The sequence below is a fragment of the Nocardioides conyzicola genome (assembly GCF_039543825.1).
GTDB classification, from domain to species: Bacteria; Actinomycetota; Actinomycetes; order Propionibacteriales; family Nocardioidaceae; genus Nocardioides; species Nocardioides conyzicola.
In genome coordinates this window covers 194,068-215,755 of sequence record NZ_BAABKM010000004.1, presented here as the reverse complement: position 1 = coordinate 215,755, position 21,688 = coordinate 194,068, and the positions used below count along the sequence as shown (strand labels likewise).

Annotated in this window: 20 protein-coding genes; 12 read left to right on the top strand and 8 right to left on the bottom strand. The window is 70.9% G+C overall.

What is annotated here, in order from left to right:
• Positions 1-17: 17 nt before the first annotated feature.
• The gene (locus ABEA34_RS20815) at positions 18-503 is read left to right on the top strand and encodes a Rieske (2Fe-2S) protein (protein ID WP_345523548.1); all 486 of its coding nucleotides are present in this window, start codon (positions 18-20) and stop codon (positions 501-503) included.
• Here ABEA34_RS20815 and ABEA34_RS20810 read toward each other — a convergent pair.
• A complete protein-coding gene (locus tag ABEA34_RS20810; RefSeq protein ID WP_345523546.1) occupies positions 496-1,797 on the bottom strand; it encodes a tetratricopeptide repeat protein in 1,302 nt (433 codons plus the stop codon). The genes ABEA34_RS20815 and ABEA34_RS20810 overlap by 8 nt on opposite strands.
• Before the next feature lie 83 nt (positions 1,798-1,880).
• Here ABEA34_RS20810 and uvrC point away from each other — a divergent pair, with 83 nt between their 5' ends.
• The 9 genes from uvrC (at position 1,881) to ABEA34_RS20765 (ending at position 10,565) form a co-directional block, all read left to right on the top strand.
• Positions 1,881-3,869 carry an excinuclease ABC subunit UvrC gene (gene uvrC / locus ABEA34_RS20805; protein WP_345523544.1) on the top strand — a complete coding sequence of 663 codons (1,989 nt, stop codon included), beginning with the start codon at positions 1,881-1,883 and terminating at the stop codon, positions 3,867-3,869.
• 3 nt (positions 3,870-3,872) lie between these two features.
• A complete protein-coding gene (rapZ, locus tag ABEA34_RS20800; protein ID WP_345523542.1) occupies positions 3,873-4,751 on the top strand; it encodes an RNase adapter RapZ in 879 nt (292 codons plus the stop codon).
• Positions 4,752-4,759: 8 nt separating this feature from the next.
• The gene (locus tag ABEA34_RS20795) at positions 4,760-5,737 is read left to right on the top strand and encodes a gluconeogenesis factor YvcK family protein (RefSeq protein ID WP_345523540.1); all 978 of its coding nucleotides are present in this window, start codon (positions 4,760-4,762) and stop codon (positions 5,735-5,737) included.
• A gap of 48 nt (positions 5,738-5,785) precedes the next feature.
• Positions 5,786-6,772 (top strand): DNA-binding protein WhiA, encoded by a 987-nt coding sequence (gene whiA / locus ABEA34_RS20790; RefSeq protein WP_345523538.1) that lies wholly within the window; start codon positions 5,786-5,788, stop codon positions 6,770-6,772.
• A gap of 131 nt (positions 6,773-6,903) precedes the next feature.
• Positions 6,904-7,899, top strand: a complete 996-nt coding sequence (gap, locus tag ABEA34_RS20785) for a type I glyceraldehyde-3-phosphate dehydrogenase (protein WP_345523537.1) — start codon at positions 6,904-6,906, stop codon at positions 7,897-7,899.
• 2 nt (positions 7,900-7,901) lie between these two features.
• Positions 7,902-9,101 carry a phosphoglycerate kinase gene (locus tag ABEA34_RS20780; RefSeq protein ID WP_345523536.1) on the top strand — a complete coding sequence of 400 codons (1,200 nt, stop codon included), beginning with the start codon at positions 7,902-7,904 and terminating at the stop codon, positions 9,099-9,101.
• Positions 9,101-9,898 carry a triose-phosphate isomerase gene (gene tpiA / locus ABEA34_RS20775; protein WP_345523535.1) on the top strand — a complete coding sequence of 266 codons (798 nt, stop codon included), beginning with the start codon at positions 9,101-9,103 and terminating at the stop codon, positions 9,896-9,898. Before ABEA34_RS20780 ends, tpiA begins: the two co-directional genes overlap by 1 nt.
• 30 nt (positions 9,899-9,928) lie before the next feature.
• The gene (gene secG / locus ABEA34_RS20770; protein WP_345523534.1) at positions 9,929-10,159 is read left to right on the top strand and encodes a preprotein translocase subunit SecG; all 231 of its coding nucleotides are present in this window, start codon (positions 9,929-9,931) and stop codon (positions 10,157-10,159) included.
• Between the two features lie 46 nt (positions 10,160-10,205).
• Complete coding sequence (locus ABEA34_RS20765; RefSeq protein WP_345523533.1) at positions 10,206-10,565, top strand: RNA polymerase-binding protein RbpA; 360 nt, start codon at positions 10,206-10,208, stop codon at positions 10,563-10,565.
• Positions 10,566-10,692: 127 nt separating this feature from the next.
• Here the strand turns inward: ABEA34_RS20765 and pgl are convergent, their stop codons facing one another.
• From pgl to tkt, 6 genes are all read right to left on the bottom strand, one after another.
• Positions 10,693-11,415 carry a 6-phosphogluconolactonase gene (pgl, locus tag ABEA34_RS20760; RefSeq protein WP_345523532.1) on the bottom strand — a complete coding sequence of 241 codons (723 nt, stop codon included), beginning with the start codon at positions 11,413-11,415 and terminating at the stop codon, positions 10,693-10,695.
• Positions 11,415-12,323 carry a glucose-6-phosphate dehydrogenase assembly protein OpcA gene (locus tag ABEA34_RS20755; protein WP_345523531.1) on the bottom strand — a complete coding sequence of 303 codons (909 nt, stop codon included), beginning with the start codon at positions 12,321-12,323 and terminating at the stop codon, positions 11,415-11,417. Before ABEA34_RS20755 ends, pgl begins: the two co-directional genes overlap by 1 nt.
• Positions 12,323-13,864, bottom strand: a complete 1,542-nt coding sequence (gene zwf / locus ABEA34_RS20750; protein ID WP_345523530.1) for a glucose-6-phosphate dehydrogenase — start codon at positions 13,862-13,864, stop codon at positions 12,323-12,325. Before zwf ends, ABEA34_RS20755 begins: the two co-directional genes overlap by 1 nt.
• A 67-nt stretch (positions 13,865-13,931) precedes the next feature.
• A complete protein-coding gene (gene pgi / locus ABEA34_RS20745) occupies positions 13,932-15,587 on the bottom strand; it encodes a glucose-6-phosphate isomerase (protein ID WP_345523529.1) in 1,656 nt (551 codons plus the stop codon).
• The gene (gene tal, locus ABEA34_RS20740) at positions 15,584-16,690 is read right to left on the bottom strand and encodes a transaldolase (RefSeq protein ID WP_345523528.1); all 1,107 of its coding nucleotides are present in this window, start codon (positions 16,688-16,690) and stop codon (positions 15,584-15,586) included. The genes pgi and tal overlap by 4 nt, the downstream gene beginning before the upstream one ends.
• A 49-nt stretch (positions 16,691-16,739) precedes the next feature.
• Entirely contained in the window at positions 16,740-18,770 is a 2,031-nt protein-coding gene (gene tkt, locus ABEA34_RS20735; RefSeq protein WP_425576902.1) for a transketolase, read from the bottom strand.
• Positions 18,771-18,951: 181 nt separating this feature from the next.
• Here tkt and ABEA34_RS20730 point away from each other — a divergent pair, with 181 nt between their 5' ends.
• Positions 18,952-19,896, top strand: a complete 945-nt coding sequence (locus tag ABEA34_RS20730; protein WP_345523526.1) for a heme o synthase — start codon at positions 18,952-18,954, stop codon at positions 19,894-19,896.
• A 184-nt stretch (positions 19,897-20,080) separates the two neighbouring features.
• Entirely contained in the window at positions 20,081-20,950 is an 870-nt protein-coding gene (locus ABEA34_RS20725; protein ID WP_345523524.1) for an MEDS domain-containing protein, read from the top strand.
• Positions 20,951-20,973: 23 nt separating this feature from the next.
• Here ABEA34_RS20725 and ABEA34_RS20720 read toward each other — a convergent pair whose 3' ends face one another.
• Complete coding sequence (locus tag ABEA34_RS20720) at positions 20,974-21,609, bottom strand: histidine kinase dimerization/phospho-acceptor domain-containing protein (protein WP_345523522.1); 636 nt, start codon at positions 21,607-21,609, stop codon at positions 20,974-20,976.
• Positions 21,610-21,688: the final 79 nt, after the last annotated feature.

The following is a 21,688-nucleotide window of genomic DNA, read 5'->3' as shown; positions in this document are numbered from 1 at the left end:
TCCCGAGAGGTTCCACCATGACGGACCCAGGCCTCACCCGGCGCCGCGCCCTGACCGGCGCGACGGTCGTGGGCGTCGGCGTGCCGCTGCTCGCCGCGTGCGGCGGTGACTCCGACAGCGGTACGGCGACCGACCCGGCCGCCTCGTCGAGCAGCCCCGGCGCGACACCGACGACCTCGGAGAGCACCTCCGCGAGCCCGTCGGAGTCGGCGGCGGCCGATGCCCTGACCACCACCGCCGACGTACCCCAGGGCGGGGGCACGATCTTCGCCGACCAGAAGGTCGTGGTCACCCAGCCGACGGCGGGGGAGTTCAAGTGCTTCTCCGCGATCTGCACCCACCAGGGCTGCGTCGTGTCGGGCGTCGCCGACGGCACCATCAACTGCGCGTGCCACGGCAGCTCGTTCTCGATCGAGGACGGGTCGGTCCAGGGCGGCCCCGCCAGCTCGGCCCTCGACGAGGTCCCGATCTCCGTCGACGGAGACGCGATCAGCCTCAGCTGACGGTCGAGGCCGACTCCGATCGCGCCGCTGCCGCACGCCACCGCCGGTCGCGCGGCGACTCCCGCCGGTCGAGGCGGCCGTCGAGCACCAGCCGCGCCTCGTCGAGCCGGCCGGACCGGAGCAGCGCGGAGATCCGCGCCTCCTCGATGATCTCCCGCTGGGCGTCGGACCCGCCGAGCCTCCAGAGGTGCGTGTCCAGGGCCGCGAGCCGGTCGGCAGCGGCCGAGCAGCTGCCCAGCGCCATGCTGCGCAGCGCCCCGGCCAGCGGAGCGACGACTTCGCGGTGGGTGGGGTGGTCGTGACGGGCGGCCCAGGCCTCGAGGTCGCCGAGCGCGGCCGCGTCGTCCTGCGCGAGGTGCAGCACGGCCGAGTGCATGGCGAGGAACGGCGTCGCCGGGTGCCGCAGCGTGGTCTCGGGCGTCGCTGCGGCGACGGCCGCCATCGGGGGTACGTCGTGCGCGTCCGGCGTCAGGGCCCAGCGGAAGAGCAGGGAACCGGTGTCGACCAGGGCGCGGCATCCGAGCGCGCCGTCCGGTCGCAGCTGCGACTCGTAGCGGCGGCGTACGGCGTCCATGTCGCCGAGCGAGAGCTCGTGCAGGGCCGCGTGCCAGGCGAAGTGGCTCAGGCTGTCCGTGCCGGCCCCGTCGCCGCGGACCCAGTCGTCCATCCAGGCGAGACCGGCGTCGTGGTCGCCGGTCTCGTAGTGCGCGTGTGCCCGCGCGTGGGCGGAGTGCCCGGCCGACGGCTCCTCCGCCAGCGAGCGGCAGGAGAGGTCCATCGCCTCGTCGAAGCGCCGCTGCTCCTGGCGGATGAAGGCGAGCAGGCCGGTGAACCACCAGTCGTCGCCGTACGCCGGGATCGCCCGCTCGACGATCTGCCACGCCTGCGCCGGGACCTCGGTCACGCCGGCGAAGGCGATCGTCGGCACCGCGGTCGACAGGAGGACCGCGTCGCGGGGGTAGGTCTCGAGGTGCTGGATCAGCGGGCGAGAGTCGCCGGAGAGGTGGGAGGCGATGGCGTGGACGTGGCTGCGCTCGCGCTCGGTGGCGCGCGGTGCCAGCGTCAGGGCGTCCCTCATCCGCGAGTCGACGTCGACCGCGACGCACATCTCGTGACCCAGCAGGGCGAGCGTCGCGTGCCCCACGGCGAAGGTGGGGTCCAGCGCGAGTGCGGTGGCGACTCCCTGCTCGGCTCCGCCGTGGAGCCGGAGCAGACCCTGGACGCCGCGGTTGAAGGCGGAGGCGGCCTCGGGAGAGCACGTGAGCTCATAACCGTAGGGGTCCCGACATCGCATGAAAGGATAGTAAACCACTGCACATATCAACGGTGGATCCCCGCGCCGGGGGCGGTGTCGGTGCCGGCCCGTAGGGTTGTCGCGTGCCTCCTGCTCCGCCCCCGCGCTCGACCCGAGGCCCGCTGTCCTACCGCCCCGAGCCCGGGTCGATCCCGACGCTGCCCGGGGTCTACCGGTTCCGTGACTCCAAGGGCCGGGTGATCTACGTCGGCAAGGCGAAGAGCCTGCGCCCGCGGCTCTCGTCGTACTTCCAGGACGTCGGCAACCTGCACCCCCGCACCGCCACCATGGTCACCACCGCCGCGAGCGTCGAGTGGACGACGGTCAAGACCGAGGTCGAGGCGCTGCAGCTGGAGTACTCCTGGATCAAGGAGTTCGACCCGCGGTTCAACGTGAAGTACCGCGACGACAAGTCCTACCCGTGGCTCGCGGTGACCGTCGGCGAGGAGTTCCCCCGCGTGATGGTCGGCCGCGGGGCCAAGCGCAAGGGCACCCGCTACTTCGGGCCCTACGGCCACGCCTGGGCGATCCGCGAGACCGTCGACCTCCTGCTGCGGGTCTTCCCGATGCGGTCGTGTAGCAACGGCGTTTTCAAGCGGTCCAGCCAGATCGGCCGGCCGTGCCTGCTCGGCTACATCGACAAGTGCGCGGCCCCGTGCGTCGGCAACGTCAGCGCCGAGGAGCACCGCGCCATCGTCGACGACTTCTGCGACTTCCTCGCCGGGCAGACCACGTCGTTCGTGCGCCGGGTCGAGAAGGAGATGTACGCCGCCTCCGACGCGCTCGACTTCGAGAAGGCGGCCCGCCTCCGCGACGACCTCGGCGCGCTCAACAAGGCGCTCGAGAAGCAGGCCGTCGTGCTCGGCGACGGCACCGACGCCGACGTGATCGCCCTCGCCGAGGACCCGCTCGAGGTCGCGGTCCAGATCTTCTACGTGCGCGGTGGCCGGATCCGCGGCCAGCGCGGCTGGGTCGCCGACCGCGTCGACGAGGGCGGCACCGACAAGCTGGTCGACGACTTCCTGCTCCAGCTCTACGCCGGCGCGACCGCCGACGAGATACCGCGCGAGATCCTGGTGCCCGCGCTGCCGCCCGACGTGGCGACGTACGAGACCCTCCTCAGCGACCTGCGCGGCTCCAAGGTCGCGATCCGGATCCCGCAGCGCGGCGACAAGCGGGCCCTGCAGCAGACCGTCGCGCAGAACGCCGCGCAGTCGCTGATGCTGCACAAGACCAGGCGCGCGAGCGACCTGACCACCCGCAACCGGGCGCTCGAGGAGATCCAGGACGCGCTCGGTCTGGACGAGGTGCCGCTCCGGATCGAGTGCTACGACGTCTCCAACCTCCAGGGCACCGAGGTCGTCGCCTCGATGGTGGTCTTCGAGGACGGCCTAGCCCGCAAGAGCGAGTACCGCCGCTTCGTGATCAAGGGCGTCGACGGGCAGAACGACGTCGCGTCCATGGATGAGGTGATCACCCGGCGGTTCCGTCGGCTGCTGGACGAGCAGTCCACCAGCACCGAGGTCGCGGGTGACAACGGGCCGATGCTGGTCGACCCGGAGACCGGACGCGCGCGCAAGTTCGCCTACGCGCCCGGCCTCGTCGTGGTCGACGGCGGGCCGCCGCAGGTCGCCGCGGCCCAACGGGCACTGACGGAGCTGGGGATCGTCGACATCCCGGTGTGCGGCCTGGCGAAGCGTCTCGAGGAGGTCTGGCTCCCCGACCAGGAGGACCCGGTCATCCTCGCCCGCTCCAGCGAGGGTCTCTACCTGCTGCAGCGGATCCGCGACGAGGCGCACCGCTTCGCGATCACCCACCACCGGTCGCGTCGGTCGAAGACGATGGTCGAGAGCCTGCTCGACGACGTGCCCGGCCTCGGTGAGGTGCGCCGCAAGACCCTGATGAAGTACTTCGGCTCGCTGAAGAAGCTCCGTGAGGCGACCGTCGAGGAGATCGCGATGGTCCCGGGCATCGGCGAGCGCACGGCGGGCGCCATCAAGGAGGCGGTCGAGCAGCGGAGCGGCAAGACTGTCTCCGTCAACACGGCCACCGGCGAGATCGAGGAGGGCTAGGCCATGTCTGCCGACCCGCAGGACCAGCACGGCGAGCTCGTCGTCGTCACCGGGATGACCGGTGCGGGCCGCAGCACCGCGGCCAAGGAGCTCGAGGACCTCGGCTACTACGTCGTCGACAACATGCCGCCGAGCCTGCTGCGCGACGTGGTGCGCCTCGTCGACGAGAGCCGTGGCATCCAGCAGCCCGTGGCGGTCGTCGTCGACGTCCGCTCCGGCTCGTTCTTCGAGACCCTGCAGGCCAACCTCGCGCTCGGAGCGACCGGGCGGCACGCCACGCTGGTCTTCCTCGAGGCGACCGACGACGTGCTCGTGCGCCGCCAGGAGGCCGCCCGGCGGCCGCACCCGCTCCAGGGGACCGGCCGGCTGCTCGACGGACTGCAGCGCGAGCGGGACGTGCTGGCCGAGCTGCGCAGCGACGCGGACCTGGTCATCGACACCTCCGCGCTCAACGTGCACCAGCTCACCGACCGGATCGCGGAGGCCTTCGGCACGCCCGACACGCGCCGGCTCAAGGTGACCGTGACGAGCTTCGGCTTCAAGTACGGCATCCCGGTCGACGCCGACTTCGTCGCCGACATGCGCTTCCTGCCCAACCCCTACTGGATCCCCGAGCTCCGCGACGGGACCGGCCGGGACCCCGAGGTGGCGTCGTACGTGATGTCCCAGGCGGGCGCCGCGGAGTTCCTCGACGGCTACGTGCCCGTGCTCGAGCGCGTGGCCGAGGGCTACCGGCGGGAGGGGAAGCGCTTCATGACCGTCGCGATCGGCTGCACCGGCGGCAAGCACCGCAGTGTGGCGATGACCGAGGAGATCGCCCGGCGGCTGAGCGCCGCGGGCTTCGAGGCGCGACCGACCCATCGCGACCTCGGCCGGGAGTGACGTCCGGGGTGCTGCCGTCCAGCGAGCGGGCGCAGTCCGTGGTCGCCTTCGGCGGCGGACACGGGCTGTCGGCGTCCCTGCACGCCCTGCGCCTGCTGGTCGCCGACCTCGTCGTCGACGACCTGACGGCCGTCGTCACGGTCGCGGACAACGGCGGGTCGTCCGGTCGGCTGCGCGGAGAGTTCGGGGTGCTCCCGCCCGGCGACCTGCGGATGGCGCTGGCGGCGCTCTGCGGCGACCACCCGTGGGGCGACACCTGGGCCCGGGTGCTCCAGCACCGGTTCGCCGGTCAGGGGGAGATGAACGGCCACGTCATCGGCAACCTGCTGATCGTCGGCCTCTGGGAGCAGCTCGGCGACCCCGTCGCCGCCCTCGACTGGGTGGGCCGCCTGCTCGGTACGACGGGCCGCGTGCTGCCGATGGCGCTGACCCCGCTCGACATCACGGCGCAGGTGCGCGGCACCGAGCCGGCGGACCCCGCCGCCCTGGCGACGGTGCGCGGCCAGGTCGAGGTCGCGACCACCTCCGGGGAGATCGTGTCGATCGCGCTGGACCCGCCCGACCCCGTGCCGTGCCCAGAGGCGCTGGCCGCGGTGGACGCGGCCGACTGGGTGGTGCTCGGACCGGGCTCGTGGTTCACGTCCGTGATGCCGCACCTGATGGTGCCGCAGATCCGCGACGCGCTGGTGCAGACCGACGCCCGCCTCGTCGTGGTGCTCAACCTCGTCGACGAGGCTGGCGAGACCGACGGCTTCGGGCCGGCCGACCACCTGGCGGCGCTGGTCGAGCACGCTCCGGACCTGCGCATCCACACGGTCCTCGCCGACGCCGACAGCGTCGGCGAGGGTGCTGCCGATCTCCACGCCGCGGTCGCGTCCTACGGCGCCGTCCTGCACCTCGCCGACGTCGCCCTCCACGACGGCAGCCCGCACCACGACCCGGCTCGCCTGGCCGCGGCGTACACCCGGATCATGACCGGCACCTGACGTCAGGGTCATGACGAGGGTCGTTGACTCGCGTGGCAGGATCGGGCCATGGCGATGACGGCACAGGTGAAAGCAGAGCTGTCGAGCACTCCGGTGACGAAGACCTGTTGCCGCAAGGCGGAAGTGGCCTCGATGCTGCGCTTCGCCGGCGGTCTGCACATCGTCAGCGGGCGCATCGTGGTCGAGGCCGAGTTCGACACCGGCGCCGCGGCCAGGCGGCTGCGCACCAACATCGCCGAGGTCTACGGGCACCAGTCGGACGTCGTCATGGTGCAGGGCAACGGGATCCGCAAGGGCAGCCGCTACATCGTGCGCGTGGTGAAGGACGGCGAGGCGCTCGCCCGCCAGACCGGCCTGCTCGACCAGCGCGGCCGCCCCGTCCGGGGCCTGCCGCCAGCGGTCGTCTCCGGTGGCGGCTGCGACGCCGTCGCCGCCTGGCGCGGCGCCTTCCTCGCCCACGGCTCCCTGACCGAGCCGGGCCGGTCCTCGGCCCTCGAGGTGACCTGCCCCGGACCCGAGGCGGCGCTCGCGCTCGTCGGTGTCGCGCGACGCCTCGGCATCCACGCGAAGGCCCGGGAGGTCCGCGGCGTCGACCGGGTCGTGATTCGCGACGGCGACGCCATCGGCCAGCTGCTCACCCGCCTCGGCGCGCACGAGTCCCTGATGGCCTGGGAGGAGCGCCGGATGCGCCGCGAGGTGCGCGCGACGGCCAACCGTCTCGCCAACTTCGACGACGCCAACCTGCGCCGCTCGGCGCGCGCCGCCGTGGCCGCGGGGGCCCGCGTCGACCGGGCCATGGAGATCCTCGGCGACGAGGTCCCCGACCACCTCAAGCTCGCCGGGCAGCTCCGGCTCGAGCACAAGCAGGCCTCCCTCGAGGAGCTCGGCCAGCTGCACGACCCGGTGCTCACCAAGGACGCGATCGCCGGCCGGATCCGCCGCCTCCTGGCGATGGCCGACAAGCGCGCCGAGGAGCTCGGGATCCCCGACACCGAGGCCTCGCTGACGCCGGAGATGCTCGCGGACGAGGGCTGACGGCTCGCGTCCTCGGGACCTTCGTCGGTTACCGGCACGTACGTCGGACGGGCAGGCTGGAGCCGTCGACCCAAGCGATAGGGTCGGGACGTCCCCTTGCATGAGCCGACTGACAACGCAGGAGCACCGCAGTGACTGTTCGAGTAGGTATCAACGGATTCGGCCGGATCGGCCGCAACTTCTTCCGTGCCGTCGTCGCCTCTGGCGCTGACATCCAGATCGTCGCCGTCAACGACCTGACGGACAACAAGACGCTGGCGACGCTGCTCAAGTACGACTCCACCCTGGGTCGGCTCGAGGGCGACGTGTCGCACACCGACACCGACATCACCGCCGCCGGCCAGACCTTCAAGGTCTTCGCGGACCGCGACCCCGCTGCCCTGGACTGGGCCGGCGTCGGCGCGGACATCGTGATCGAGTCGACCGGCTTCTTCACCGACGCGACCAAGGCGAAGGCGCACATCGACGGTGGCGCCAAGAAGGTCATCATCTCGGCCCCCGCCAAGAACGAGGACGTCACGATCGTGATGGGCGTCAACGAGGCCGACTACGACCCGGCCGCGCACACCGTGATCTCCAACGCCTCCTGCACCACCAACTGCCTCGCCCCGATGGCGAAGGTCCTCAACGACGAGCTCGGCATCGTCAAGGGCCTGATGACGACCATCCACGCCTACACCGGCGACCAGAACCTGCTCGACGGCCCGCACAGCGACCTGCGCCGGGCCCGCGCGGCCGCGCTCAACATCGTGCCGACCTCGACCGGCGCCGCCAAGGCGATCGCCCTGGTGCTGCCCGAGCTCAAGGGCAAGCTCGACGGTTACGCGCTGCGCGTCCCGGTCCCGACCGGCTCGGTCACCGACCTCACCTTCGAGGCCGGCCGCGAGACCACGGTCGAGGAGGTCAACGCGATCATGAAGGCGGCCGCCGACGGCCGCATCCTCAAGTACAACGAGGACCCGATCGTCTCGGCCGACATCACCACCGACCCGGCGTCGTGCATCTTCGACGCGCCGCTGACGAAGGTCATCGGCAACCAGGTCAAGGTCGTCGGCTGGTACGACAACGAGTGGGGCTACTCCAACCGCCTCGTCGACCTCGTCAACCACGTCGGCGCCTCGCTCTGATCGTGGGCGACTACTCCTCCTTGGGTGACATCGCCGGCAAGCGGGTGCTCGTCAGGTCCGACCTGAACGTCCCGCTCGACGGCACCACGATCACCGACGACGGTCGGATCCGGGCCAGCGTCCCGACGATCCGGGAGCTGGCCGCGGCCGGCGCCCGGGTCGTCGTGACCGCCCACCTCGGTCGCCCCAAGGGCGCACCGGAGGACCGCTACTCGCTCCGTCCGGTCGCCGCCCGCCTCGGTGAGCTGCTCGGCCAGGAGGTCGCGTTCGCGACCGACACGGTGGGGGAGAGCGCGCGGGCCACGGTCGCCGCGCTCTCCGATGGCCAGGTCGCGGTGCTGGAGAACGTCCGGTTCAACCCGGGCGAGACCAGCAAGGACGAGGCCGAGCGCGGCGCCTTCGCGGACCAGCTCGCCGGGCTCGCCGACGCGTTCGTCTCCGACGGCTTCGGCGTCGTGCACCGCAAGCAGGCGTCCGTGTACGACGTGGCGCAGCGGCTGCCGCACGCGATGGGCCAGCTGGTCGCCACGGAGATCGGCGTGCTGCGCCGGCTCACCGAGGACCCGGCGCGCCCGTACGTCGTCGTGCTCGGCGGCTCGAAGGTCTCCGACAAGCTCGGCGTGATCGACAACCTGCTCGGCAAGGCCGACAAGCTGCTCATCGGCGGCGGCATGGTCTTCACCTTCCTCAAGGCCCAGGGCCACGAGGTCGGCAAGAGCCTGCTCGAGGACGACCAGCTCGACGTGTGCCGTGCCTACCTGGAGCGGGCCGGGCAGACCGGCGTCGAGATCCTCCTGCCGACCGACATCGTGGTCGACACCGCGTTCCCCAGCGGGGACCGCACGCCCGAGCCCCGCGTCGTACCGTCCGGCGAGATCCCGGCGGACGCCCTCGGCCTCGACATCGGCCCGGACTCCGCGGCGGCGTTCGCGGCCGCCCTGGCAGACGCGCACACGGTCTTCTGGAACGGCCCGATGGGGGTCTTCGAGGTGGACGCGTTCGCCGCGGGCACCCGGGCCGTCGCCGAGGCGCTGACGAAGGTCGACGGCCTCTCGGTCGTCGGCGGCGGCGACTCCGCGGCCGCCGTACGCACGCTCGGCTTCGACGAGGCCGCGTTCGGACACATCTCCACCGGTGGTGGCGCCAGCCTCGAGTACCTCGAGGGCAAGACGCTCCCCGGCATCCAGGTCCTGGAGGACTGATGGCCAAGAACGCCCGCACCCCGCTGATGGCGGGGAACTGGAAGATGAACCTCAACCACCAGGAGGCTCTCGTCCTGGTGCAGAAGCTCGCGGTGACGCTGGCGGACAAGAAGCACGACTACAGCAAGGCCGAGGTGGTCGTCCTGCCGCCGTTCACCGATCTGCGGTCGGTGCAGACGCTGGTCGACGGCGACCGGCTGCAGATCCGGTACGGCGCGCAGGACGTGTCGACGCACGACTCCGGTGCCTACACGGGCGAGATCTCCGCGGCCATGCTGGCCAAGCTCGGCTGCTCGTACGTCGTGGTCGGCCACAGCGAGCGGCGCGAGTACCACGCTGAGACCGACGCCGTCGTCAACGCCAAGGCGCACAAGGCCCTGGCCGCGGGCATGGTGCCGATCGTGTGCGTGGGCGAGGGTCTTGGCGTCCGGCAGGCCGGTGAGCACGTCCCGCACTGCCTCGCGCAGGTCGACGGCTCGCTCGAGGGGTTCACCGCCGAGCAGGTCGCGGGGCTGGTCGTCGCCTACGAGCCCGTCTGGGCCATCGGCACCGGTGAGGTGGCGACGCCCGAGGACGCCCAGGAGGTCTGCGCGGCCATCCGGGCGCGGATCCGTGAGGTCCACGGGGACGGCGCGGCCGACGCCGTACGCGTGCTCTACGGCGGTTCGGTGAAGGCCGGCAACGTCGGCGGGATCATGGTCCAGCCCGACGTCGACGGCTGCCTGGTCGGCGGCGCGAGCCTGCAGGTCGACGAGTTCGGTGGGATCTGCCGCTATTACGACATGCCGGTCCTGTGATCTCCGGCGACCTGACGTAGGCTCTGCGCCGTGGAACTGATCTTCACTATCGTGCTCATGATCGCCAGCGGGCTGATGATCCTGCTGGTGCTCCTTCACAAGGGTCGTGGCGGCGGCATGTCGGACATGTTCGGCGGCGGCGTCTCCAGCTCCTTGGGAGGGTCTTCTGTCGCAGAGCGGAACCTCGACCGGCTCACCGTCGGCATCGGCGTCATCTGGTTCGCCTGCATCATCGCTCTCGGATTGCTGAAGGCTTACTGACTCACCCGTTCAGACCTGTCCTAGAGCTTCGAAAGGGATTACGCCGGTGGCTGGTGGAGGAAACGCGATTCGCGGTAGTCGGGTCGGTGCTGGCCCGATGGGCGAGGCGGAGCGTGGCGAGGCCGCGCCGCGCCAGACCGTCACGTACTTCTGCGCCCGCGAGCACCGCTCCGTCGTGGCGTTCTCGACCGAGGCGACGGTCCCGGAGTCGTGGGACTGCCCGAAGTGTGGTCTGCCCGCGAGCCTGGACTCGGACAACCCGCCCCCGGCGCCCAAGATCGAGCCCTACAAGACGCACCTCGCCTACGTGAAGGAGCGGCGCTCCGACAAGGAGGCCGAGGACATCCTCGACGAGGCCCTCAGCCTGCTGCGCACCCGCCGGAAGTCCGGCGACATCATCTTCTAGCCGCCAAGAGGTCGAGTCGGGACTTCTGACGCTTCAATCGGGACTTCCCCAGGTTGAGTCGGGATTTCTGGTCGCTCCCACGCACTGGAACTCCCGACTCAACGGTCAGAACTCCCGACTCGACTCGCTAGAGCTCGGAGGCCGCCTCGCGGTCGAGGAACCAGATCGTCTCCTCGCGACCGACCACGCCGGCTGCGGGGGTCTCGTGGAGGTCGGCGCCGCCGAGGGCGGAGGCGACCGCGGCGGCCTTGCCGGCACCGCTGACCAGGAACCACACCGACCGGGCGCGGTTGAGCGCCGGGAAGGTGAGGCTGATCCGCTCCGGCGGTGGCTTCGGCGAGCCGGTGACGCCGACGGCGATCGCGTCGGAGTCGAGCTGGGGGAAGCCCGGGAAGAGCGAGGCGATGTGGCCGTCGGGACCGATCCCGAGCATCACGATGTCGAACTCGCCGGCGCCGTGCGTCCGCAGCGTCTCGGCGTACGCCGTCGCGCCGGCCTCGACGTCGGTCGCGTCCGCCGTCGACGGCATCGCGTGGACCTTGGCCGGGTCGGCACCGACCGCGTCGAGGAACGCGGCCTGGGCCTGGCCGCTGTTGCGGTCGGGGGAGTCTGGGGCGACGAAGCGCTCGTCGCCCCACCAGATCACGACCTGCGACCAGTCCACCTCGGAGCCCGGGGAGAGCCGGGCGAGCTCGCGGTGGATGTCCTCGGCGATGGTGCCGCCGGTCAGGGCGATCTGCGGGATCCCGCCGGCCGCCTGGGCGTCGGCCAGCCGGCTGAGCAGCTCGCCGGCGACGGCGGTGGCGAGCGCCGCGGAGTCGTCGTGGACCTCGATGAGGGGCTCGGCCATCAGCTGCGTCCGATCTTGACCAGCCGGCGCGCCGTCTCGGCGTACACGTCGTCCTCGTCGAGGCGCCGGAGCTCCTCGGCCAGGAGCTCGGGCAGCTCGCGCCGCTTGAGGGCGATCGGGCGGTCGGGGTGGCCGGGCGAGCGGTAGGTCGCCAGCCTGCCGTCGGAGCGCGAGATGCTGATCGGCCCCTCCTTGGTCTCGAGCACCACCTCGGTGATGCCGGGGCCGGACGAGCTCTTGCGGACGACCGGGACCTTCAGCCGGTCGTGGAGCCAGGCGCCGAGCAGGTCGGCGCTCGGGCTGATCCGCTCGGCCGTGACGGACGCGCCGGTGACCTTGAGGTGGTGCTGGTCCAGGGCCGCGGCGAGCAGGGCGCGCCACGGCGTGATCCGGGTCCAGGCCAGGTCGGTGTTGCCCTTCGTGTACGACGCGCACTGGGTGTGGATCGCCTTGCCCTTGCCGCGCTTGGCGCCGGCCGCGTCGGTGATCCGCCGCTGGGCGAGCGCCCCCAGCGGGTCCTGCGCGGTGTCCTCGGGCGGGTCCGCGGGCCAGTAGATCGCGACGGGGGAGTCCGGGAGCAGCAGGGGCAGCACCACCGACTCGGGGTGCTTGACGACCTCGCCCTTGAGGCGGATCAGCGCGGTCTCGCCGGACCAGCCGGCCCCGGCGCCCACCTGGGCGTTGACCTGCGAGGCGCCGCGACCGTCGCCGAGGATCACGCCGAGGACCCGCGCGGGGTGCTCGTGGGACGCCTCGCGGGCGACGGCCATCACGTCGGTGGCGATGTCCTCGTCGACGACGACGACCATGGTCATCACCATGCCCATCGCCGGGCTGCCGGCCCGCTTGCGGGCGCGGACGAACTCGCTCGCGATGGCGGCGGAGTTGGTGTCGGTGAGCTCGATCATTACGGCCTCCTCCAGGTGCGGCCGTCGCGGGCGAGCATCGCGTCGGCGGACTTCGGACCCCAGGTCCCGGACTCGTACGTGTCCGGCTTCCCCTTGCCGGCGGCGTCCTGCTTGGCCCAGTGCTCGAGGATCGGGTCCAGGATCTTCCAGGACAGCTCGACCTCCTCGTGCCGGGGGAAGAGCGGCGGATCACCGAGCAGTACGTCGAGGATCAGCCGCTCGTACGCCTCGGGCGACGACTCGGTGAAGGACCCGCCGTAGGCGAAGTCCATGTTGACGTCGCGGATCTCCATGGCGGTGCCGGGGACCTTGGAGCCGAACCGCAGGGTCACGCCCTCGTCGGGCTGGATCCGGATGACCAGGGCGTTCTCGGTGAGGTCCTCGGTCGAGGAGGCGCTGAACGGCTGGTGCGGCGCCTTCTTGAAGACGATCGCGACCTCGGTGACCCGCCGGCCGAGCCGCTTGCCGGTGCGCAGGTAGAACGGCACCCCGGCCCAGCGCCGGGTGTCGATGTTGAGGGTGACGGCAGCGTACGTCTCGGTGGTGGAGGACTTCTTGATGCCCTCCTCCTGCAGGAAGCCGGCGACCTTCTCGCCGCCGGCCCAGCCCTCGGCGTACTGCGCCCGGGCGGTCGTCAGGTCGAGACGGCGGGGGAGCACCACGCTCGAGAGCACCTTCTGCTTCTCGATGCGCAGGCTCTCCGCGTCGAACGACGTCGGCTCCTCCATCGCGACCAGCGACATCAGCTGCAGCAGGTGGTTCTGGATCACGTCGCGGGCGGCGCCGATGCCGTCGTAGTAGCCGGCGCGGCCGCCGATGCCGCCGTCCTCGGCCATCGTGATCTGCACGTGGTCGACGTAGTTGGCGTTCCAGATCGGCTCGAACATGGTGTTGGCGAAGCGCATCGCCAGGATGTTCTGGACCGTTTCCTTGCCGAGGTAGTGGTCGATCCGGAAGATCGAGCCCGACGGGAAGACGTCGGCCAGCACGGCGTTGAGCTCGCGCGCCGACTCGAGGTCGTGGCCGAACGGCTTCTCCACCACGACGCGACGCCACGAGTCGGGGCCACCGCCGTCGGCGAGGCCGTGCTCCTTGAGCTGGCCGACGACGTTGCCGAAGAAGCCGGGCGGGATGGCCAGGTAGAACGCGTGGTTGCCGTCCGTGCCGCGGGCCAGGTCGAGCTCCTCGATCGTGCGGCGCAGCTGGTCGAACGCGACGTCGTCGTCGAAGTCGCCGGGCACGAACCGGAAGCCCTCGGCGAGCTGCTGCCAGACCTCCTCGCGGAACTCCGTGCGCGCGTAGGACTTCACCGAGTCGTGGACGACCTGGGCGAAGTCCTGGTCGGCCCAGTCGCGCCGGGCGAAGCCCACCAGGCTGAAGCCCGGCGGCAGCAGGCCGCGGTTGGCGAGGTCGTAGATCGCCGGCATGATCTTCTTGCGCGACAGGTCACCGGTGACGCCGAAGAGCACCAGGCCGCACGGCCCGGCGATCTGGGGCAGGCGCCGGTCCTGCGGATCACGCAGCGGGTTCGTGTAGGTCATTCGGGGTCCCCGCGGAAGTGTGGGCTGGAGGAGCGAAGCGGGGGAAGCCCGCAGTTTCGTGGGGTGATCACTTGGTCCGGTGCTTCCTGTAGTAGGCGATGAGGGCCTGGGTCGAGGCGTCCTGCTCGGCCAGCGCGTCGGTGTCGCCGGCGATGGCCGGTCCGACCTTCTGGGCGAGCTGCTTGCCCAGCTCGACGCCCCACTGGTCGAAGCTGTCGATGCCCCACACGACGCCCTCGGTGAACGTGAGGTGCTCGTAGAGGGCGACCAGCTGGCCGAGCACGGACGGGGTCAGCGCCGGCGCCATGATCGACGTGGTGGGCCGGTTGCCGGTGAAGACGCGGGCCGGTACGACGGCCTCGGCCGTCCCCTCGGCGCGCACCTCGTCGGCGGTCTTGCCGAAGGCGAGCGCGGCGGTCTGCGCGAGGAAGTTGGCGAGGAACAGCTCGTGGACGTCCTGGGCACCGTCGACGAGCGGGTACGACGGCTCCGCGAACGCGATGAAGTCCGCCGGGATCAGCCGCGTGCCCTGGTGGATCAGCTGGTAGAACGCGTGCTGACCGTTGGTGCCCGGCTCGCCCCAGTAGATCTCGCCGGTGTCGGTCGTGACAGGGCTGCCGTCCCAGCGCACGCCCTTGCCGTTGGACTCCATGGTCAGCTGCTGGAGGTAGGCAGGGAACCGGTGCAGGAGCTGTGCGTAGGGGAGCACGGCGTGGGTCTCGGCGTCGAGGAAGTTGGTGTACCAGACGTTGAGCAGGCCCAGCAGCAGCGGGACGTTGCGCTCCGGGGGCGCCGTACGGAAGTGCTCGTCCATCGTGTGAAAGCCGGCGAGCAGCTCTGCGAACCGCTCCGGCCCGATCGCGACGGCCAGCGAGGTCCCGATCGCCGAGTCGACCGAGTAGCGCCCGCCGACCCAGTCCCAGAAGCCGAAGGCGTTGGCCGGGTCGATCCCGAAGTCGGCGACCTTGTCGAGCGCGGTGGAGACGGCGACGAAGTGCTTCGCGACCGCGTCGGTCGGGTCGGCGGACGCGAGCCCGTCGAGCAGCCAGGCCTTGCACAGCCGCGCGTTGGTGAGCGTCTCGAGGGTGCCGAAGGTCTTGCTCGACACGATGAAGAGCGTGGTCGCCGGGTCGAGCCCGGCCAGGGTGGTCGCCGCGTCGGTCGGGTCGATGTTGCTGATGAAGCGGCACTCCAGGCCATCCTGGCGGTACGCCGCCAGCGCCTCGTACGCCATCACCGGGCCGAGGTCGGAGCCGCCGATGCCGATGTTGACGACCGTGCGGATCCGCTCCCCGGTGACGCCCGTCCAGGCACCGCTGCGCACCTGGTCGGCGAACGCGTAGACCCGGTCCAGGACCTCGTGGACGTCCGCGACGACGTCCTGCCCGTCGACCTCCAGCGTCGCGTCGGCGGGCAGGCGCAGCGCCGTGTGCAGCACCGCCCGGTCCTCGGTGACGTTGATGTGCTCACCGGCGAACATCGCGTCGCGGCGCGCGGCGACGCCGACCTCGTCCGCCAGCGCGAGCAGGGCGGGGAGGACGGCGTCGTCGAGCAGCGCCTTGGACAGGTCGACGTGGAGGTCGCCTGCGTCGTACGTGAGCCGGTCGACCCGGTGCGGGTCCTCCTCGAACCACCGGCGCAGGTCAGGTGTGAAGTCCGCAGCCAGGGCGGTCAACCGTCCCCACGCCGCGGTCGAGGTCGGGTCGACGGGCGCGTCGGTCACGCGGCCGCCTTCTCCATCTGGCCCTGGACGGTCTCGGTCAGCTCGGTCCACGACTTCTTGAACTTGTCGACACCCTCGTGCTCGACGGTGACCAGCACGTCCTCGAAGTCGATGCCGACCGCGGCCAGCTGGTCGAAGACCGCCTGGGCCTCGTCGGCCTTGCCGGTGACCTGGTCGCCCTGGACCTCACCGTGGTCGGCGAACGCGTCCATGGTCTTCTCGGGCATCGTGTTGACCGTGTTCGCGACGACGAGCTCGGTGATGTACATCGTGTCGGAGTAGTCGGGGTTCTTGACGCCGGTGGAGGCCCACAGCGGACGCTGCGGGTTGGCGCCCGCCGCCTCGAGCTGCTTCCAGCGGTCGCTGGCGAAGACCTCCTCGTACGCGGCGTACGCGATCCGGGCGTTGGCCACGGCGGCCTTGCCGCGCAGGGCGAGCGCCTCGTCCGAGCCGATCTTCTCCAGGCGGGCGTCGACCTCGGTGTCGATGCGGGACACGAAGAACGACGCCACGGACTGGATGCGGCTGAGGTCCAGGCCGGCGTCACGCGCGGCCTCGAGCCCGGTCAGGTAGGCGTCCATGACCTCCTGGTAGCGGACCTTCCCGAAGATCAGCGTCACGTTGACGCTGATGCCCTCGGCGATCGCGGCCGTGATGGCCGGCAACCCCTCCTTGGTGGCGGGGATCTTGATCAGCACGTTGGAGCGGTCCACGGCCGACCACAGGGCGCGCGCGGACGCGATGGTGCCCTCGGTGTCGTTGGCCAGGGTCGGCTCGACCTCGATCGAGACCCGGCCGTCCGCCGACTCCTCGCCGGCCAGCGGCTCGAAGATGTCGCAGGCGTTGCGGACGTCCTCGGTGGTGAGCTCGAAGATCACCCGGTCCACCGGCTCGCCCTGCTCCACGAGCTTGCGGACCTGTCCGTCGTAGCGCTCCCCGTTGGCGATGGCCGCCGCGAAGATCGTGGGGTTGGTGGTCACTCCGACCACCGACTTCTCCTTGATTAGGTCGGCGAGGTTGCCGGTCTCGATCCGTTCGCGGGACAGGTCGTCGAGCCAGATCGACACCCCCGCGTCTGCGAGCTTCTTCAAACGATCACTCATGGTGCGTTCCTCCCTTGGAAGACTGTGGGGTACCCGGGCCGGCGGACGTTCAGACGCTCGCCGCCAGGATCGAGTCGTGCGCTGCGGAGACGACGGCCTCGGCCGTCACCCCGAACTCCTGGTAGATCCGTGCGTAGTCGGCCGAGGCGCCGTAGTGGTCGATCGAGACGATCCGGCCGTGGTCGCCGACGTACTCGCGCCAGCCCTGCTTGACGCCGGCCTCGACGGAGACGCGCGCCTTGACGATCGGCGGGATCACGGTGTCGCGGTAGGACTGGTCCTGGGCCTCGAACCACTCCTGGCACGGCATCGACACGACCCGGGCCTGGACACCCTTCTCCGCGAGCTGGGTGCGTGCCTCGACCGCGAGCTGCACCTCGGACCCGGTGGCGATCAGCACCACGTCGGGAGCTCCGCCCTCCGCGTCGATCAGGACGTAGCCGCCGCGGTGGACGTCGCTGGTCTCCGCGAACCCGTCCTCGCCCCGCGGGAAGACCGGCACGTTCTGGCGGGTCAGCGCCAGGGCCGCCGGCCGGTCGGTGTGGCCGAGGATCGTGTGCCACGCGGCGGCCGTCTCGTTGGCGTCCGCCGGGCGTACGACGTCGAGGCCGGGCATGGCGCGCAGGGCCGCCAGGTGCTCGATCGGCTGGTGGGTCGGGCCGTCCTCGCCGAGACCGATCGAGTCGTGGGTCCAGACGTAGGTGACCGGCAGCTGGCTCAGGGCCGCGACCCGGACCGCTCCGCGCATGTAGTCGGAGAAGGTCAGGAACGTGCCACCGAAGACGCGGGTCAGCGCGTCCGCCGCGATGCCGTTCATGATCGCGCCCATGCCGTGCTCGCGAATGCCGAAGTGCAGCACCCGGCCCTGGTAGGGGTCGGCCGTCCACTCCTCGACGCTGCGGCTCTTGGGCAGGAACGACGGGGCCGACTTGATCGTCGTGTTGTTGGAGCCCGCGAGGTCGGCGGAGCCGCCCCACAGCTCGGGCATCAGCGGCGCGATCGCGTTGATCACGTCGCTGGACGCGGTCCGGGTCGCGACGCCCTTGGCGCTCGCCTCGAACACCGGCAGCGCCTCCTCGAGGCCCTCGGGCAGCGCCCGGGACTTGAGCCGGTGCAGCAGCGTGGCCTTGTCGGGGTTGGCGTCCGCCCAGGCGGCGTACTGCTCGTCCCAGGCAGCGCCCCACTCGGCGCCGCGCTCGCTCAGCTTGCGGGTGTGCGCGATGACGTCCTCCGGCACCTGGAAGGTGAGCGCCGGGTCCCAGCCGAGCACCTCCTTGGTGGCCGCGACCTCGGCGTCGCCGAGCGCGCTGCCGTGGGCCTTCTCGGTCCCCTGCGCGTTGGGCGCGGGCCACGCGATGATCGTGTCGAGCACGATGAGCGAGGGCTTGTTCTTGACCTTGCCCGCAGCGACGACGGCGTCGTAGAGCGCCGGCACGTCCTCGACGTACTTCTTGCCGCCGTTGGTCCAGTCGACGACCTGCACGTCCCAGCCGTAGGCCTCGTAGCGGGCCGCGACGTCCTCGGTGAAGGCGATGTCGGTGTTGCCCTCGATCGAGATCCGGTTGCGGTCGTAGATGACCGTCAGGTTGCCGAGCTCCTGGGTGCCGGCGATCGAGCTGGCCTCGCCGCTGACGCCCTCCTGGAGGTCGCCGTCGGAGCACAGGGCGTAGACGTGGTGGTCGAAGACGCTCTTGCCGGGCGCGGCGTCGGGGTCGAGCAGGCCGTGCACGCGGCGGGCCTCCATGGCCATGCCGACGGCGTTGGCGACGCCCTGGCCGAGCGGGCCGGTGGTGACCTCCACGCCGGCGGTGTGGTGGAGCTCGGGGTGGCCCGGGGTCTTGGAGCCCCAGGTGCGCAGCGCCTTCAGGTCCTCGAGCTCGAGGCCGAAGCCGCCGAGGTAGAGCTGCGTGTAGAGCGTGATGCTCGAGTGCCCGCAGGAGAGGACGAAGCGGTCGCGCGCGATCCAGCGGGAGTCCGCCGGGTCGTGGCGCATCACCTTCTGGAAGAGGAGGTACGCCGCAGGGGCGAGGCTCATGGCGGTGCCGGGGTGGCCGTTGCCGACCTTCTGCACCGCGTCCATCGCCAGGACCCTGGCGGTGTCCACCGCCTTCCTGTCGAGATCGGTCCAGTCGAGGGCAGGGGGGTTGCTCACAAGGTTCCTTTCGGAGGTTCGGCCAATGCCGAGCCTACTCACGTCGGGCGTTAGACTCCCACTCGTCCAAGCACCGTCCCGGTGCCCGCATTCCCGCTCGAGGATCCCTGTGACGTACGTCGGCCAGTCGGCCTCTGCTGCCCAGCAGCCGGAGGCCGAGAGGACGACCGTGAAGGACGTCGTCGCGGCGTACGTCGGGCTCACCAAGCCGCGGGTCATCGAGCTGCTGCTCCTGACCACCGTGCCGGTGATGTTCTACGCCGCCCGCGGCGTCCCTGACCTGGGCCTGGTGGTCGCGACCGTGGTCGGCGGGACGTTCTCGGCCGGCTCCGCGTCGGTCTTCAACTGCGTCTACGACCGGGACATCGACGAGCAGATGCGGCGGACGCGGCGGCGTGCCTTGCCGCGCCACATCGTGACCGCGCGGTCGGCGCTGGTCTTCGGCTTCGTGCTGGGGATCCTCTCCACGGTGATCCTCTACCTCTGGGTCAACCCGCTCTCCGCGCTGCTGTCGGTCACCGCGATCGCGTTCTACGTGTTCGGCTACACGATGCTGCTGAAGCGGCGTACGACGCAGAACATCGTCTGGGGCGGGATCGCCGGCTGCTTCCCGACGCTGATCGGCTGGACCGCCGTCACCGAGTCGCTCTCGTGGACGCCGGTGGTGCTGTTCATGGTCGTCTTCTTCTGGACGCCGCCGCACACCTGGGCCCTGGCGCTGCGCTACCGCGAGGACTACGCCAACGTCGACGTGCCGATGCTGCCGGTGGTCAAGCCGGCCGCCGAGGTGGGCCGCCAGATCGTGCTCTACAGCTGGGTGATGGTCGCGACGTCCCTGGTGCTGTGGCCGGTCGCCGACACGAGCCTCTTCTACCCGCTGGCTGCCGCCGCCCTCGGTGCGGTCTTCCTGGTGCAGGCGCACCGGATGTGGGCTCGCGCCCGCGGCACCGAGAGCCTCTCGGTGATCCAGCCGATGCAGCTCTTCCACACCTCGAACCTCTACCTGTCGCTGCTCTTCGTCGCCGTCGCGATCGACCCGCTGATCTCGCGCTAGCGAGAAGGCAACCGATCCACTCCCCGACGCGTCTGAGGTGGTGGACGGCGGCCGTCCTCATCACGGGGGTACGGGACGGCCGCCGTCACCAGGCGCCGCGGCAGACGTCCGCGGATCGGTCCCCGGCTCGCGGCGCTTTCGTCCGGCTTCGCTAGTACGCTCGTCATAACCAAGGGACGAAAACATGAATATCGTCGACATCGGAATCCCAGGCGTGGACGGGATCCCGCGCGGTACCCATCTGTGTGCCCTCTACTCCGGTTCCGCCGAGCGTGACGATCTGTTGCTCCCCTTCCTGCGCGAGGGGCTCCGTGACGGTGACACCTGCCTGTGCTACGTCGACGGACTCGACCCGTCGGCCATGCGTGCGCGGGTGATCACCGACGCCGGCGTCGGCGATCCTCCGACGGACCGGTTCGACGTGCGTCCGGCGTCGGAGGTCTACCTCCAGTCCGGGAAGTTCTCGGTCGAGCACATGACCTCGGTGCTGTCGGACTGCGTGGACCAGGTGGCCGCCGAGGGCTCCGGTCTGCTGCGGGCCACCGGGGAGATGCCGTGGCCCGGGGTGTTGCTGCAGCCTCATGGAGCCGATGACTTCTTCGTCTACGAGGCTGCCGTCAACGAGGTCGTGGACCAGAAGCCAGCGGTCTTCATGTGCATGTACGACCTGCAGCGTTTCGGGTTGGACATGCTGGTGGCCGTGCTCAAGACCCACCCCATGGTGCTCCTGGACCAGACGGTCCTCGACAACCCTCACTTCGCGACTCGGGCCGAGGGTCACGCTGATGCGGCAGCCCCCGCGGTCAGCCGTCCCCTCGACACCAGATCCCCGCCCGCGCACCAGCCGGACACCTGGCCGTCGCTGACCCCGAGCGAGCTGCGGATAACGGCGTCCGTCGCCAAGGGCCTGACCAACAAGGACATCGCCCAGCAGTTGTTCGTGTCCCCGCACACCGTCGACGCCCACCTGAAGCACATCTACACGAAGCTCGGCATCCACTCCCGCGTCGAGCTGACTGTCCTGGCCATGCAGCACCGCACCCCGCTTTCCTGAGACCGACCCGGATCCCGATGACGTCAGTCGCGCTGGTCCCGGCCGTCGAGCATGGCGGGCACCGAGTCGAGCGCACGTCTGAGACGTTCGCCGGCCCGCGCCATGCATTCCAGCGACTTCACCACCTCCTCCGGCAGCGCGTCCGTGTGGTCCTGGAGGAGCTCGGCGTGGCCGAGGAGCGCAGTGAGCGGGGTGCGCAGCTCGTGCTGCAGTGCATCGAGCCGCTGTCGACGCAGCTCGGCAGGCAGTGACGCGATCGGCTGCTCGTCAGTCGCGTCGGTGGCGACGAGCAGCGCTCCGCGGATCTCCCCAGCGGGGCCACGCAGCGGAGCCGCGGTGCAGCGCAGCAACCGGACGGGGCCGCCCTTCGGCTTCACCGTGACGTACGAGTCCTGGACGCTCTCGCCCGCGCAGGCGCGCACCAACGTGAGCTCGCCCGGGACCAGGGCGCGGAGCCCTGACGCGTCGTGGAGGTTGAAGTACGCCGGGACGCGGTCACACGGGATGGGCTCGAATCGGGTGTCCGCGAGGCTCTCGAGAGCGGGGCTGACATGGACGAGCCAACGGGAGGCGTCCATCACGGCCATCGGCAGGGCGAGCTCGCCCAGCACCGTGTGGAGCAGGTCCCACCCACTCGAGCCCGATTGCAGGTCATCCATATACCCAGGGTCGTCCCGGTAGGACCGCACACGCCGCGTTCCCCGCCTCAGGCGCGCAAATCGGCTCGGGAGCCGCGCA

What these genes read in the sequence shown, in the direction of transcription:
- ABEA34_RS20815 (WP_345523548.1), top strand. Translation starts at nt 18, where the DNA reads ATGACGGACCCAGGCCTCACCCGGCGCCGCGCCCTGACCGGCGCGACG.
- ABEA34_RS20810 (WP_345523546.1), bottom strand. Translation starts at nt 1,797, where the DNA reads ATGCGATGTCGGGACCCCTACGGTTATGAGCTCACGTGCTCTCCCGAG.
- rapZ (WP_345523542.1), top strand. Translation starts at nt 3,873, where the DNA reads ATGTCTGCCGACCCGCAGGACCAGCACGGCGAGCTCGTCGTCGTCACC.
- whiA (WP_345523538.1), top strand. Translation starts at nt 5,786, where the DNA reads ATGGCGATGACGGCACAGGTGAAAGCAGAGCTGTCGAGCACTCCGGTG.
- tpiA (WP_345523535.1), top strand. Translation starts at nt 9,101, where the DNA reads ATGGCCAAGAACGCCCGCACCCCGCTGATGGCGGGGAACTGGAAGATG.
- pgl (WP_345523532.1), bottom strand. Translation starts at nt 11,415, where the DNA reads ATGGCCGAGCCCCTCATCGAGGTCCACGACGACTCCGCGGCGCTCGCC.
- ABEA34_RS20755 (WP_345523531.1), bottom strand. Translation starts at nt 12,323, where the DNA reads ATGATCGAGCTCACCGACACCAACTCCGCCGCCATCGCGAGCGAGTTC.
- zwf (WP_345523530.1), bottom strand. Translation starts at nt 13,864, where the DNA reads ATGACCTACACGAACCCGCTGCGTGATCCGCAGGACCGGCGCCTGCCC.
- tal (WP_345523528.1), bottom strand. Translation starts at nt 16,690, where the DNA reads ATGAGTGATCGTTTGAAGAAGCTCGCAGACGCGGGGGTGTCGATCTGG.
- tkt (WP_425576902.1), bottom strand. Translation starts at nt 18,770, where the DNA reads ATGGACGCGGTGCAGAAGGTCGGCAACGGCCACCCCGGCACCGCCATG.
- ABEA34_RS20725 (WP_345523524.1), top strand. Translation starts at nt 20,081, where the DNA reads ATGAATATCGTCGACATCGGAATCCCAGGCGTGGACGGGATCCCGCGC.
- ABEA34_RS20720 (WP_345523522.1), bottom strand. Translation starts at nt 21,609, where the DNA reads ATGGATGACCTGCAATCGGGCTCGAGTGGGTGGGACCTGCTCCACACG.